Source organism: Laceyella putida (assembly GCF_042665195.1).
Classification (GTDB): Bacteria; Bacillota; Bacilli; order Thermoactinomycetales; family Thermoactinomycetaceae; genus Laceyella; species Laceyella putida.
This window is the reverse complement of the sequence record NZ_JBHTBW010000072.1, coordinates 1-14,148: the sequence shown is the minus strand read 5'-3', so window position 1 is coordinate 14,148 and position 14,148 is coordinate 1. Positions and strand designations below refer to the sequence as shown.

The window sequence follows — 14,148 nt, the reverse complement described above, 5'->3', positions numbered from 1 at the left end:
AGAGGATGAAAACACAAGCGAAAAATCCATCGCTGTTTCAAGGCCCGATCGTGAGACAGGCCCTGATTGACAGTGTTAAAAAATTAAATCCGCTGATCATGATGCGCAATCCCGTCATGTTCGTGGTGGAAGTGGGCGCATTCATCACGTTATTGATGATTTTGATGCCCAGTTATTTTGGAGTGCAAAATCAACTGGGCTACACTGTAACGGTTTTTGTCATCTTATTGTTTACGCTTCTGTTCGCCAACTTTGCTGAAGCGCTTGCTGAGGGAAGAGGAAAAGCGCAAGCAGATTCGCTCAAAAAGACCAAAGCGGATACCGTTGCCAAACGGCTTAACGATAAAGGCGCCATCGAAGAGGTTTCCTCCACTCAGTTACGTAAAGGCGATATCGTATTGGTGGAAACCGGCGATCTCGTTCCTGGAGACGGTGAGATTATTGAAGGATTGGCCTCTATCGACGAATCGGCCATCACGGGTGAATCGGCACCCGTCATCAAGGAAGCGGGCGGCGATTTCAGCTCCGTTACGGGGGGAACCAAAGTCGTCAGCGATTCCATTAAGGTAAAGATCACCGCTGATCCGGGGGAATCTTTCTTGGATAAAATGATCTCCTTGGTGGAAGGGGCTGCGCGCCAAAAAACGCCGAATGAGCTGGCCTTGAATACTTTGCTCATCACATTGACCTTGATTTTCTTAATGGTGGTCGTCACCCTGTTGCCGATTGCCGGTTACGTCGGGGTGAAACTGCAAATCGCCACCCTCATCGCGCTCTTGGTTTGCTTAATTCCTACAACCATTGGCGGCTTGCTTTCAGCTATCGGGATCGCCGGCATGGATCGCGTCACCCGGTTTAATGTGTTGGCGATGTCCGGTAAAGCAGTGGAAGCGGCAGGCGACATCAATACGATGATTTTGGACAAGACGGGCACCATCACCTTTGGGAACCGGATGGCCGCACAATTCATCCCGGTCGGCTCCCACACGGAGGCAGAAGCGCGGGAAGCCGCTGTTCTTTCGTCCCTTAAAGACGAAACACCGGAAGGTCGTTCCGTTTTGGAATTGGCCAAAAACCAAGGTTTTACGGTAGATCCCGGACCGTATGAGTCTTCGGAATTCATCCCCTTTGCAGCCGAAACGCGGATGAGCGGAATGGATGTGAATGGCATCTCTTACCGCAAAGGGGCCGTGGATGCGATTCAGCAATTCGTTCAAAAGTTGGGAGGACAAGTGCCGGCTGATCTGAAGGAGAAAAGCGAAAACATTGCCGGACAGGGCGGGACGCCACTTGCCGTATCGGTGGGAAATGAGATCATCGGCATCATTTACTTAAAAGACACGGTCAAACCGGGCATGAGAGAAAGATTTGATGAACTGCGCAAAATGGGGATCAAAACGATCATGTGCACGGGGGACAACCCGTTAACCGCCGCCACCATCGCCAAAGAAGCGGGTGTGGACGACTTTATCGCCGAGTCGAAGCCGGAAGATAAAATCCGGGTGATCCGCGAAGAACAGGCGCAAGGGAAATTGGTCGCCATGACGGGCGATGGCACGAACGATGCGCCCGCCCTGGCGCAAGCGGATGTGGGATTGGCGATGAATAGCGGAACCGTCGCCGCCAAGGAAGCGGCCAACATGGTCGACCTCGATTCCGATCCAACTAAGATCATTGAGGTCGTCTCCATCGGGAAGCAGCTACTGATGACGCGTGGAGCTCTGACCACTTTCAGCATCGCCAACGATATTGCCAAATACTTCGCGATCTTGCCCGCCATGTTTACCGTGGCCATCCCGCAGATGGAAGCCCTCAACTTCATGCGGTTGGATTCGCCAACGAGCGCAATTTTATCTGCTTTGATCTTTAACGCCATCATTATCCCCCTGTTGATCCCGCTCGCGATGAAGGGGATTGCTTACAAGCCGATGCCGGCCGTCCAATTGCTTCGCCGCAACTTGCTCATTTACGGCTTGGGTGGTGTGATCGCGCCATTTATTGGGATCAAGTTGATCGACCTGTTTGTCGGCTTATTTGTATAAAATTCAGAGGAGGAACCAACCCATGAATGCCATTCGTTTAGCGATTGTCATGATCACCATCTTTGGCTTGGGATACCCGCTCGTGATGACGGGTATCTCCCAAGTGCTATTCCCCCATCAGGCCAATGGCAGTGTGGTGTACAATGAGAAAAACCAAGCAATCGGTTCGGAACTGATCGGGCAATCCTTTACCAGTCCCCGTTATTTCCACGGTCGCATTTCTTCCATCAACTATGATGCGGCCGCTTCTGGGACGCCCAACTACGCCCCTTCAAACAATGAGATGATCAAACGCACAGAACAAGCGGCAAAAGAGTGGTTAAAACAACATCCGGGGAAATCAGTGGATGATATCCCGTTGGACTTGATTACGAACTCTGGTTCAGGACTTGATCCGCATATTAGTCCTGCCGCAGCCAGCTTCCAAATTCCAGCCGTGGCCAAAGCGACTGGTTTATCCGAACAGGAACTGGAACAACTGGTGAATAAGCATATTGAGGGAAGGGCACTGGGTATCTTCGGAGAGCCCCGAGTCAATGTATTAAAATTAAACATGGATCTGCAAAAGCTGATTCAAGCCAAGGCGTGAATAGAATGGAAAACAGTAACGGTAAAACATATAAACGACTAAGTCCGGAAGAAATTTTAGCGAAGATCGAGAAAATGAAAAAGGGCCGCCTCAAAATTTATATTGGGGCGGCTCCCGGTGTTGGTAAAACTTTTCATATGTTAAGAGACGCCCATGAATTGAAGGAAAAAGGAACAGACATTGTTATCGGCCTTGTCGAGACCCATGGACGCGCGACTACAGAAGCGGAAATTAAGAATCTGGAAATCATTCCGAAGAAAAAGATCATCTACAAAGGCAAAGAGCTATGGGAAATGGATCTTGATGCCATCATCAAGCGCAATCCGGACGTTGTGATCGTAGATGAACTGGCCCATACGAACGTTCCCGGTTCGAAGAATAAGAAAAGGTATCAGGATGTACTGGAAATCTTAGATGCCGGCATTCATGTGTGGTCTGCTGTCAACATTCAACATTTAGAAAGTTTGCGGGATATTGTTCAACAAATTACAGGAGTTCAAGTCAATGAGCGAGTTCCCGACTTTATGCTCAGCCAAGCAGACGAGGTAGAAGTGGTCGACGTCACTCCTGAAACGCTTCGAGAGCGAATCAAAGAAGGAAAAGTATACAGTAAGGAAAAAATCCAACAGGCTCTCAACCATTTTTTTCGGCGTGGGAATTTGGTTGCTTTACGTGAGCTGGCGCTTCGAGAAGTAGCCGATGACATCGATTTGCGTTTGGAAAAAGAGCGTGCTGAAAGCGGAATTGAAGAGCCCACCGGGGTTCACGAGAAAATTCTCGTTTGCGTTAACTATCGGCCCAACGCTGAAAAGCTGATTCGAAAAGGGAGCCGTATGGCCAACCGTTTAAACGCCGCTCTTTACATCCTTCATATTCAACCAAAACAAGAGCATGATCCCAAAGCCATTGAAGAATGGAGAAGACTTGCCGAACAGTTCAAAGCTGAATTTATAGTGAAAGAGGCCAAATCCAGAAAAGTGGCGCAAGAGATTGTAGATGTATGCCGTCAGTATAAAATTACGCAAATCATCATGGGCATGTCTGCCCGGACCCGTTGGGAAGAGATTTGGAAAGGCTCGATTGTCAATGTCATCATGCAACAACTTCAATATGTAGATGTGCATATTGTTTCAGATAGATAAATAAAAAACATAAACAAAAAAGGGGAATTCGGTCATGCAGTTGGAAATACATTATGTCGTCGAGTCCTCTTTTCGTGGTATTTGACGTTCCTCCGCCCACGGAGAGTATAGTAAGTGCGTTTGCATATAGGTATTGGCATTTAGGAAGTACATAATCCTGACTTCTTGCTCAAATACTCGGTCAAGTACCAATATCTAAAACTGAGGAGGTGCAATTATGCCACAACAAAACCAACAGCAACATATTCAGCAGGCAATTCAGGCTGCTCAGCAAGCACAGCAAGCGGTACAACAAGCACAAACAAGTGCAAATCCACAACAGTTACAGCAAGCTCAACAACAATTGCAACAAGCTCAACAGCAGTTACAGCAAGTACAAAGCCAAGCTACTCAAGCCAACGCGGCACAACAACAGCAATTACAGCAGGCACAGCAACAACTTCAACAGGCTCAACAATCCATGCAACAGGCCCAAGCTACTGCCAATGCTGCCCAACAAAATCGTTTCAGTTAATAAATGATCAGGGGGAAGATCATATGACTTCCCCCTCACCTCTTCCATTGATGTTGAACATTGACCTCTTTTCATACTATAGCATGCTCTAATCCGTCACCCTCGTATCCACTAAATCCATTATTTCCTCTAGCTCATTCCAATGATCACTTACCCACAATATCTCTTCAAAAAAACGAACTGATTCATGATTCCACTCCTCAACATCAGCCCAACACCATTTAGGAGATTCATAACACCACAATAGCCTTAAAGAACGAATTAAATCCGCTTTCGATAATGGGAGATGCTCAATATAACCAGATACAAAAGAAGCAACCGTTTCTAAGTTCAATTGCGACGAATAAGAATCAAAAGTACAAGACAATAAAGTACGAGCAATGTCCAATTCATAAAAACCTACTTTTACACGATCAAAATCCAAAATGGCCAAACATTTTGTAGGCGAAAACAATAAATTATCAACCCACAAATCCCAATGAATCCAATGAGGACGACATGTTTGAAAATAATCTAATTGTAGCTGGTCTACAATCTTTCGTTGATTTTCTAATGCCCGAATAACACGGCTTGACGGTTGTAATTTTTGCGCTCTCTTCCATTGTTCTTTCCAGCTATCCAATATTTTCTGTTTATCCATCGACCAGGATGTTTCTGTAACGGGTATCTCTTTTAAAAGGAAGTGCATATATCCAATAACTCTTCCCAAGTCATAAATTTGTTCTCTGTTTACCTCTCCAGGCTTCACTAAAACACCCTCACTATGCTCCATTAACATATAATTAATCCCTTGATCAGTTTGTAAAACAAATTGACCTTTCCATTGATAAGGCTTTGGACAGGGGATTCCTTTTGTATTAAGTTGATCTTGAATACCCAAAGAAAATTCAATTAAAGGCAGCCGCTCCGATGAATAGCGCATAGGTGAATATTGTTTTGCAAACAGTTTTCCAACACTGGTTTCCAAGATCCACTTAAGATTTTTCCAACCCCTATAGACCGGGGCTTAACATCATAAGCTGTTCATCAATCTTAGCTCTCAAACGGCTTTCAATTCGTTCAAACATCTTGTATTCAACTCGACTGTTTTTTTTGTTCCATAACCACTTTCCAATAACTCGACCATTTAAAAGAATACAGGAAGAAATTTCTCCATTTTTCAAAAAGATTTCATCAGCTTTTGAGTCAGCATAACGCCATCGTGACTCAAAATATCCTTTTAGTGTAGGATCCTCATAAGCACAAATCGAAATAATTGGGGATTCAAGTGGTTGAGTTAAAATCAGTTCTTCTTTATTTTTCCGCGGAGGTGTAAAGTTCAGTATTGAATGAGTCGATTAAAACGATTTGATATCCTTTGGAAGAAAGGTGTTTTTGAACAACCCGAACATCCAAACCCGTCCACCAACATATATCCTTAAATGAGACTGGTCCATAGTGCTTAATATAAAAATCAATTAGCCTCGCTTCAGCCGCCTCTTTCCCTACCGAATTCAAATTTAATTCCGGATATATACCTGGTGTATAACCATAGATTCGAGATTCCCTTGTCCAATGACCACTTTCGTTTATGTAGCAGAAAGTCCCTTCTTCCCAGCAGAGTTTAATCATTCTCCTCAGAAAATAGATTGGATTTGATAACTGCTTTTTTATCCGTTCAAAAAACCGTTGTTCAAGCATGCTTTGTATCAATTCCTCTGACGAAGATGGTTTCGACCTTACTAGGTCGATAAGATATTCTTTACATAGGTTAATATCACGCTCATTGACTCCTAACTTCTTAAAAGACCTTGTGCAAACGGGAAGGCGCTGTTTCAATGTTGCTTGATGCACGATGGGAGCCACTTTAATAGGTACGATATGCAATGTTTTTCTCATACAACGAAGTTTTATTAAAGATGATCTCATTTGTTTTTGTAAATCAATAGATTGAAACCCCTCGACCCTTGTATGTAGTGAAACAAAAGGAGTAGAGATGCGAGCAGTGTGCAGCCCAACAAGGCTCGATAACGCCTGCTGGACACACGCTGCTTTTGCATGAGGGGCTAAGTGATGCTTTTTGAGAAAATAGCTTCTTAATTGGTTTAGTGAAATACGTTCAACCATTTTTTCGCCTCGATTGTAGAAATGTAAGTAACTCTGGTTTGTTGTTGATAATCATGTAAGACTGGGGTGCTACAAATTTAAACCGATCCCGAAGCTCATTTAATGAAACTGGATCAATCTTCTCGACAGATAGAACCGGTATTGCATATCCTTTTTCAAGTCCTTCAAGATACTTTAATGTTGCTTCATATGCACCTGTCCCCGGTTCTTCATTTTCACAAATCTGCGCAATCTCATGAACGGACCCGATAATGGGTTTTCCCAACTTAACGATACCAGTAATGGATTTCACCGGACTAACCAAATAAATGAAGGCGGTCACTGGTCGGTTAACGAATTTACGCCGATATTCGTACCTTTTGTAACCATCAAGCATTTGTCCAAAGTATATCTCCTTCAGACTGAGCACAATAAACGTTTCATCAGATTGATCCTTTGATTCGATCTCCAAGGAAAGTTGTTCATTTTCCATATGAATCTCCCTTACTTCTCCAGGATGAGTTGAAAATAATCAACAGAGTAGTTTCGGAAAAGTTTGCTTGGGTTTTTAACCCACTCCTGTACTTCACCCCAAAGTTTATCAAATCCTTCAGTTCCATAAGTGGACAAAAAGGCGGAAAAGTCTATCAATCCCTTTGGCAAATAGTTATAAGCCCCTTTTCTAACATACAGCGATTTAGAAAACTTGGCTCCCGACCAATCAACGATGACAGGCGCAAAGATGCGTGTCGCAATTTTCCAATACCCCAACTCAAGAAGTCCTTCACAATGTACGCGAAGAGCCCATACCCCCGACCAATCTCCACCATCAACCATGATGCTTAACGTCTCATTTTCTTGATCTTCTTCAATGATGAAGGCTCCCTTGATGAGATCGCGTAGAGCTGCATTAAAATCAACAAAATCTTGATTGTCCTCACGAATCGTAACTTGATGTTCACCATGTTCAAAACAACGGCTTACCATCGTTACCGAATCCTCAGTTATATCTTTAATTTTGCTTGTTTTGGCGTGTTTATCCGCAAACTTACAAACAGGACAAGGAAACCGTACATGTAGTTTCTGATCACTTGGGCTAACAATCCGGGCAAACTCATCGTGACTCTGCAAAATTCCAAGTAAAATCCTTCTCACAGTAGGCAGATTTTGATATTCCTCATACGAACGAATAACGTGAGGGACGCCAGTTTTCTTCGATAGTTCGGCAAAGATATAGCGAAAGAATTCCATATTTGTATCCGCCAAAGATCGGCCATCATGTATGATGTCGCTGAGACTTTTCTGGTAAACAACACCATCAACCTCTAATTTTTGTGCGGGGCTGTTTTCCAATTGATCAAATATGACTTTGACCGGTAATGAATAATAATCCCCTAAGTACTTACCAACAGCAAACGCAGTCATCATCGTTGTTACCGTTCCCAGATGAGGATGGCTGTTTGGCTGAGCAGAGCAGTTGATAATAATTTCTTTCTTTCCTTGAATTTTATTGCTAACCAGATCAGCAAGGTCCGACATAATATATCCGATTCCTCCCGGAGGATAGAAAACATTATCCAAACTAGCCAAGGTTCCCATTAAAAATCCCTCCATCAAATTTGTTTTCAATGACTTAATGCAAACACAATCACCGAGTCATAGTAAGGATCATCGGCAATATCCACTTTCTCCAAATGGAGAATGTCATACGAGTAGCGATGCGCGACGTAATCAATTAGCTTCAGGTTCAAGTAAGAATTGTCATGGCCTTCTTTTCCAATTAAATGAGCACTTCTGGTCCAGTTTGCACCGATAACCCTACCTCCAGGTTTCAAATAGCTCTTGAGAAGCTCAAAACAATTTATAAACTTTTCAGGTGTTTGAGCCAACCCAAATGTACCGAACTCGGTAATTAAATCATATTTGCCAATGTGCTCAATCGCCGGCCAATTACTCATTGCATCAAAAACCAGATAGTTTCGTACCTTCTTCTTCATTTCCAAGACATGCCGATCCGTCTTGGCAAATAACTTAAGGGCTTCTTGATAACATGGTGGGACTTCATCACTTTGAACAAAATCATCAAGAACTTTTAAAGCTTCTACGGAGATGTCATTGCAAGCTATCCCCTTTACTTCCTTTAAAGGGATTGACCACAATAAGGTGGACGGACCCGCACCAAGATCAAGCCACTCTCCCCCATGTCCCCACTCGTTCAAGACCGAAAGAATGTTTTCAGTTCCTTGGCCAAAGCGGAATTCATCATAGTAATAGTTCTTGAAATAGCCCTGAAAATAAGCCAATCTTTCAGGGGCCAAAGGTACAGTCTGAAAATCAGTTACCTTCACTTTGTTTTTACATTGCGAAGATCTCATAATGAAACTCCTCTCAATACCAGCTTTCTCTTTAGTAGTAAAACCATTCGCTCTGACTCTGGAGTATAGGGAGCCCGATCGTAATCCCCGTAAACTGCTTGCACTTCCAATGCAGTTTCCTTACACAATGACAGAAAGTGATCCAAGTCGTATTTCCTCAGTAGCATGTCTGCCATACAGATTTCTTTTTCACCGTTTCCTTCAATTTCGTAGAAAAAGGTGAGGAACAAGGAACTTGGCATTTCATGTTGAATACGAGAACGCGTTAATGATTTTCCATTTGGTAATTGTCTTGTCCATTCCTTGACTAACTTACCGTTAGGAACAGCCGGATCATAATAGCTGGGCCCAATTTGGCTTTTTGATTGAGGGGTAAAGGTAGCCAGATCTATCAGTATTGTTCCATTTATTGAGAGATGCTTACGAAACGATAAAAGCGCCTCAATCGCATCACGTTCATTAGTAAGCAATTGAAATGCTTCTTGAGGGACAAGAACTAAATCAAATTCCTTTTTTAAATTCAAGTCCCTCATATCAGATACAATTGCTTGCATACGGTCTTGGATATTCGATTGGTTAATTTTCTCTTTTACTATTTCAACCATTGACTTCTCAATATCCACTTCTGCAACAAAGCACCCTGTCTCCGCTAGCCAAGAAACATTGCGGCCCGTGCCACATGGAACCTCCAAAATGGAATGGACATCAGGGCTCACTAAACTTCGTAAAAAATGTTGATCTACGTTAGTGTCGTATTCAACATCATAAAACTGTGCACGCTCTTGATATGTGATTTTTCTTGCATTTAAAATCGTTGGGAGTTTAGACATGCTTGGCCTCCTCCCGATCAATCATTTCCATATGCCTTGCTACTTCGTGATGAACGATCCTGCCATTTTCAATGATTTTCCCAGCAGCCGAAATACCATCAAAGAAGTTGGTATTGAAAATGCTCTCTCCTAAATTAAGAAGATAAGGCGCAACTAAAGGACTTACCGCCCTCGTTGTCGTTGCCGGCACTGCCGCCGGCAACAAGTCAATTTTGCAATGAAGAACGCCAAATCGTTCGTATACCGGTTGGTTAAACGATGTAAACTGGGAAAATGTCGGAAGATAACCGGCTCCATAGCCGCAAGTTACATCTACAATCATCGAACCAGGTTTCATCATTTTTACCAGCTCTTCATCAATCATCGGTGGCGTATCATATGTGGAAATTTGAATCGCACCAATCACCAGATCCGCATCATTTAATTCTCTGGCCAAAACTTCTCGTGAATTAACCAAACACCTTACAGAGGGAGGAACAGTAGCCTGAAACCGACGCAATTTTTCTCGATTTGTTCCCAAAACAACGACTTCTGAACCTAATGCAACAGCAAACCGAACGGCCGCACCTCCCGCCGTGCCATAACCGATAACAACGACCTTTGGCGGCTCCACCCCTACAACATCGCTCAATAAAACCCCCGAACCTCCTAAATGGCTCTGCAAATGATAGGCTCCATAAAGTACAGCCATCTTACCCGCTATCTCACTATCCGCAAAAGACATTGGAAAAAAGCCATCCATCGTCCGAAAAAACTCAAAAGCATAAGCTGTCAAACCACAATCACAAAGCACTTTTGTCAACTCAGGATTTCCTTCCGCGTGAAAAAAAGCTCCTATATGCATATCTGGATGCAAATAATCATACTCGTGAGGGCCAGGAGACTTAAATTTGACGACAAAGGGACTTGCTAACCAAGCTTCCGAAGTTGAAACAATCTCCGCGCCAGCTTCTCGGTATTCCTTATCTGAAAATCCCGACCCTTTTCCTGCACCCGTTTCAACGAATACTTGATAACCAGATTGGCAAAACAGTTTTACTTGATCTGGCATTAGATATGCTCTTTTTGGTTTTCTGAGCCTCCATTTTTAACCCTCCATTCATACTTCCAATCTACCGTTACAAACTGAATTTTTTTCACTTTTACTCTTAGCCGATAGAAGAAGATCGCGGTCCCTGCAATCCAAGAAAACAAAAACGCATCCATTAATAGATCCCATAATCCATCCTCAGTCGTATACAAATGAAAAGTCTTAGCAATGACAACAAAAACCAGATAAGCACTTCCTTGAATCAACCAGGTATGTTTATCAATGATGTCTACGACATCGCTGTTTACTTTTTTAGAAAGAAACCAAATACGCCAAAAAGCACAGTATGCACCCACAACAGCAAGAAACATTGACCAAAGAAACATACAATCGCCCTCCAAGTTGGGCCAGAAGCAACGGAGCCGGCCGCTGCCCCTGACCAATTTAGCTACTGATTTATACCGCTCTTAAACTCCCAACAACCGTTAACACAAACCATCTCCAGCACTTGATTACCAGATGAATCTAGTACCACTGGAAGCCCCACTTGTACCAGCTAAACCCAATTTTCCTTATCTGTGTTTACGGAATAATAAGGAAACTGTACATGTGCTTTGTTTTCTCCGATCATTCGTACCCTCCATCATTTGAACCAGAATCTCCAACACTTAAACAGACCCAAACGATCTTTATCTCGCTTCACTTTCTTGCATTCATGCAATGTAACATTGTGAGCCTCTAAAAAGCGGGCCAAATCTTTGCTGCCGAATTTCATTTCCTTTTGTTTGCCGCTTGATTCATGAAAGATAAGCATTCCGTTCTGATTCGTCATACCAAAATCTAATCAAGGCAGCTTCTCCTTTCAGAAGCTCCACCCATCCAACCGTACGTGTTATAATACCAGTGTCAAAATCTTTTTTAGGGAGTCTCTTTTGGCTCTCTTTTTTTGTTGTCTTGGAACAACATCATACGATCCAAATCGTAATGAATAACATTCAATTCATCTAGTGAAACATCATGTGCTTCCAAAAAGGTGTTCATTAGTTCAGAGTTGATCTTGATTTCCTTTCTCTCTTGGGTCTCTACATGAATGACGACTACTTTCTTTCCAAAGATGTCATGCCAAAATCGAATCATCCTGTAGCTCCTTAGTCTGGAAAATCCAATAAACAGTAGCAACATACATCCCACTGAGCCAAGTAACTAAGCCTGAGGCGGTTCACTGTAGAGATGTTTCATGAAGCTCCACCTCCTTTCGTTGCAAGGATTATGTCATCCTTTCGCCACGGAGGAGCGTCAGGTTGAACACCGATTTCAACAAGTCTTTGGTTTGTTTGTTCTGATGTGAGGTAGTGAAGGTGACCTTTGGGATCGTAGTACGCCTCCTCTAAAATCCAATACACATCTCGTATTGTTAATGGCCGAGATTCTAAGCGGTTAAGTTCTACCCTGTATGTCTTCCTTGTGATGGACCTTTGTCTTTAAACCACCAAGTGAACCAGCACACTCGTTTTTCCATATTCTTCATGCCTGTTCATTTCCTTTTTCCTTGGTCCGTAAAAACATCATGGGACCAACCACTGACAATATGCTTTCCATCTTCCACTTCTGCATAGATGTGACGAACAACGGGTATATGGAAGTTCTCTCCATTTTGTAAAAAAGGTTGATTGTTGTAACCTCTGGCTTTTTAGCTACTTGAAGATCGTATGAAACAGTTACATTGCTACTATCATCTGTTTTAACCTTATCTACTAGAATATATTGATTTTCTATGTTCCTTAAGAATGTTTGTACCTGCTCTACTTGACCTCTAATGCTTACTTTCAGCATTTTTTACCTCCTTACTTTTTTTGTTTAAGCTAAACGACCAAATCTTAATTTGGGGACCCTTGTTGTAGGTCATAAATAAATGACGTGACCTGAATTTGCCTGTCCTTCAATTTGAACTGTAAGCAAAATTTCACCACTTTTCACCAAAAATGTGATCACTTGACTATTTGAACAAGAAGATATAATATGCACGATAAGCCTAGTAATAGTATGATTTAGATTATGAAAAATTAGAACAAACTGAAAAGTTGGTAACTTAATAGACTAAGGTATATAATATTCATACTAATAGGTTGATTGATTGTGAGGTTGTAGGTATGGATTACCATTATGGAATAACTATTCGTGAAGCTAGGGAAAAGTTAAATATGACGCAGGCACAATTAGCTGAGAAATGGCCCCAAGCGGGCGGTGGAACCGGTGTAAGTGTGAATTACGTGTCTGAAGTGGAACGTGGCATAAAGAATATCACTGATCCCCAAACACTTCGCCGTTTGTGTAATATTTTACAAATTCCACTCTGGAAAATGGGGCTTTCTGATTACGACCCATTTAACCCGAGTATCTTTTGCGGAACTTTTATGTATGATGAAACTTTGAACACAGCTGAGAGTTTGATAAAGCGTACATGGAATCTTCGTCGTGTTATGTCTTTGCCGTATGTTGAAGAGGCTGTCAATGATCTGAATCGGCTTTTTGATTACTTACAAGAGAATACTCCTCCTCCTGTACGACTGGACGAACGCTTTCAAATGCTCTACGCCCAAGTATTAAGACTTAATGGTGTACTCGATGTCGAAAAACAGCGATATGAAGATGCTCTAAACAAATTCCGCAAAATGAATGAGATCGCGAAAGCCATTGATCATCCGGCTACTCTGGCTATGAGTTACCTAAATATAGGTACAGAACTAGAGCGAATGGGAAAACAAGATGAAGCGATTGACTACCTTGAGATGGCAAGAGATGAATCCTTCAGAGCGTCGAAACATGTTATAGTCGTAACTAACGCCTACCTTGCAAGAACATATGCTAGTGCTGGATTGAAAGTGAAGTTTGAGAGAGCCATAGAAGCCGCTTTACGTACAGCAAGAAGTATTGAAAATTTTAACTATGGTGATGGAACAGATTTTGTGTTCCACTCTTTAAGTGGTGTACTCGCAGAAAAGAGCTATGGCTATTTAGAACTTGGAGAGCCAAAGGAAACCTTAGCCATGAAAGAGGAAATTAAGAGCCAGATCGCCTTGGAAGCGAATATCTGGTTGGATGCGTGGATTCCACTTGATTGGGCGAGAGCATATCTCATGTTAGGTCAGGTGGACAATTGTGTACAGGCAGGGCTAGAATTCTATCGAAAGGCCAAATTATTGAAATCTCCTCATGCGAAAAGCCGCGCTTATCGACTATTAAACACGATTGAAGCAGCGGGTTATAGTGATGTTCAGAGCGTAAAAGAGTTCCAACATATCCTCGATAATGAGGAGGATAAGAACGAATTAAAAGAGCTGGATGCTCGCTACTCCACCTAAATAAATTCCAATAAAGGGGCCTTCGGTCTAATACCGAGAGCCCTTTTTAGTTGAACTTGCCAGCTTTCAAATTCTTTATCAAGATACTAGGGCGTGTCTGGTGAATGATTAATTGAGCCACATGATCAAGGAAATCAAGGTAATGGCAGCACAAAAATAAACCGCCCGTTTTTCATAAC

The 14,148-nt window shown here is 42.6% G+C and carries 14 protein-coding genes and 1 pseudogene; 5 read left to right on the top strand and 10 right to left on the bottom strand.

Translation table 11 applies throughout. The features are described from left to right. Positions 1-5: 5 nt before the first annotated feature. From kdpB to ACFQNG_RS18445, 4 genes are all read left to right on the top strand, one after another. Positions 6-2,042 carry a potassium-transporting ATPase subunit KdpB gene (gene kdpB, locus ACFQNG_RS18460; protein WP_379867380.1) on the top strand — a complete coding sequence of 679 codons (2,037 nt, stop codon included), beginning with the start codon at positions 6-8 and terminating at the stop codon, positions 2,040-2,042. 22 nt (positions 2,043-2,064) lie between these two features. After that, on the top strand, positions 2,065-2,631 hold the full coding sequence (gene kdpC, locus ACFQNG_RS18455; RefSeq protein ID WP_379867378.1) for a potassium-transporting ATPase subunit KdpC: 567 nt from the start codon (positions 2,065-2,067) through the stop codon (positions 2,629-2,631). Positions 2,632-2,636: 5 nt separating this feature from the next. Further along, positions 2,637-3,773, top strand: coding sequence for a KdpD-like non-kinase potassium sensor (gene kdpDN, locus ACFQNG_RS18450; RefSeq protein ID WP_379867396.1), 1,137 nt, complete (start codon positions 2,637-2,639; stop codon positions 3,771-3,773). Between the two features lie 217 nt (positions 3,774-3,990). Beyond that, positions 3,991-4,287: a hypothetical protein gene (locus ACFQNG_RS18445; protein WP_379867376.1), complete on the top strand. Its 297-nt coding sequence runs from the start codon at positions 3,991-3,993 to the stop codon at positions 4,285-4,287. Between the two features lie 88 nt (positions 4,288-4,375). Here ACFQNG_RS18445 and ACFQNG_RS18440 read toward each other — a convergent pair. The 10 genes and pseudogenes from ACFQNG_RS18440 to ACFQNG_RS18395 form a co-directional block, all read right to left on the bottom strand. After that, positions 4,376-5,269: pseudogene (locus ACFQNG_RS18440) on the bottom strand (phosphotransferase enzyme family protein); the annotation flags it as partial. 311 nt (positions 5,270-5,580) lie between these two features. Continuing rightward, positions 5,581-6,393, bottom strand: coding sequence for a DNA glycosylase AlkZ-like family protein (locus ACFQNG_RS18435; RefSeq protein ID WP_379867374.1), 813 nt, complete (start codon positions 6,391-6,393; stop codon positions 5,581-5,583). Next, a complete protein-coding gene (locus ACFQNG_RS18430) occupies positions 6,386-6,865 on the bottom strand; it encodes a hypothetical protein (RefSeq protein ID WP_379867373.1) in 480 nt (159 codons plus the stop codon). The genes ACFQNG_RS18435 and ACFQNG_RS18430 overlap by 8 nt, the downstream gene beginning before the upstream one ends. Before the next feature lie 11 nt (positions 6,866-6,876). Beyond that, the gene (locus ACFQNG_RS18425) at positions 6,877-7,971 is read right to left on the bottom strand and encodes a hypothetical protein (RefSeq protein WP_379867371.1); all 1,095 of its coding nucleotides are present in this window, start codon (positions 7,969-7,971) and stop codon (positions 6,877-6,879) included. Positions 7,972-7,997: 26 nt separating this feature from the next. Beyond that, a complete protein-coding gene (locus ACFQNG_RS18420) occupies positions 7,998-8,747 on the bottom strand; it encodes a hypothetical protein (RefSeq protein WP_379867369.1) in 750 nt (249 codons plus the stop codon). Further along, the gene (locus tag ACFQNG_RS18415) at positions 8,744-9,577 is read right to left on the bottom strand and encodes a class I SAM-dependent methyltransferase (protein WP_379867367.1); all 834 of its coding nucleotides are present in this window, start codon (positions 9,575-9,577) and stop codon (positions 8,744-8,746) included. The genes ACFQNG_RS18420 and ACFQNG_RS18415 overlap by 4 nt, the downstream gene beginning before the upstream one ends. Then, positions 9,570-10,628, bottom strand: a complete 1,059-nt coding sequence (locus ACFQNG_RS18410; protein ID WP_379867366.1) for a Rossmann-fold NAD(P)-binding domain-containing protein — start codon at positions 10,626-10,628, stop codon at positions 9,570-9,572. The genes ACFQNG_RS18415 and ACFQNG_RS18410 overlap by 8 nt, the downstream gene beginning before the upstream one ends. Then, entirely contained in the window at positions 10,628-10,993 is a 366-nt protein-coding gene (locus ACFQNG_RS18405; RefSeq protein WP_379867365.1) for a hypothetical protein, read from the bottom strand. Before ACFQNG_RS18405 ends, ACFQNG_RS18410 begins: the two co-directional genes overlap by 1 nt. A gap of 532 nt (positions 10,994-11,525) precedes the next feature. After that, entirely contained in the window at positions 11,526-11,744 is a 219-nt protein-coding gene (locus ACFQNG_RS18400; RefSeq protein ID WP_379867363.1) for a hypothetical protein, read from the bottom strand. 387 nt (positions 11,745-12,131) lie between these two features. Continuing rightward, on the bottom strand, positions 12,132-12,440 hold the full coding sequence (locus tag ACFQNG_RS18395; RefSeq protein ID WP_379867361.1) for a hypothetical protein: 309 nt from the start codon (positions 12,438-12,440) through the stop codon (positions 12,132-12,134). Positions 12,441-12,757: 317 nt separating this feature from the next. Between ACFQNG_RS18395 and ACFQNG_RS18390 the strand changes: the two genes are divergently transcribed. Further along, the gene (locus tag ACFQNG_RS18390) at positions 12,758-13,969 is read left to right on the top strand and encodes a helix-turn-helix domain-containing protein (protein WP_379867359.1); all 1,212 of its coding nucleotides are present in this window, start codon (positions 12,758-12,760) and stop codon (positions 13,967-13,969) included. The last annotated feature ends 179 nt before the right edge of the window (positions 13,970-14,148 follow it).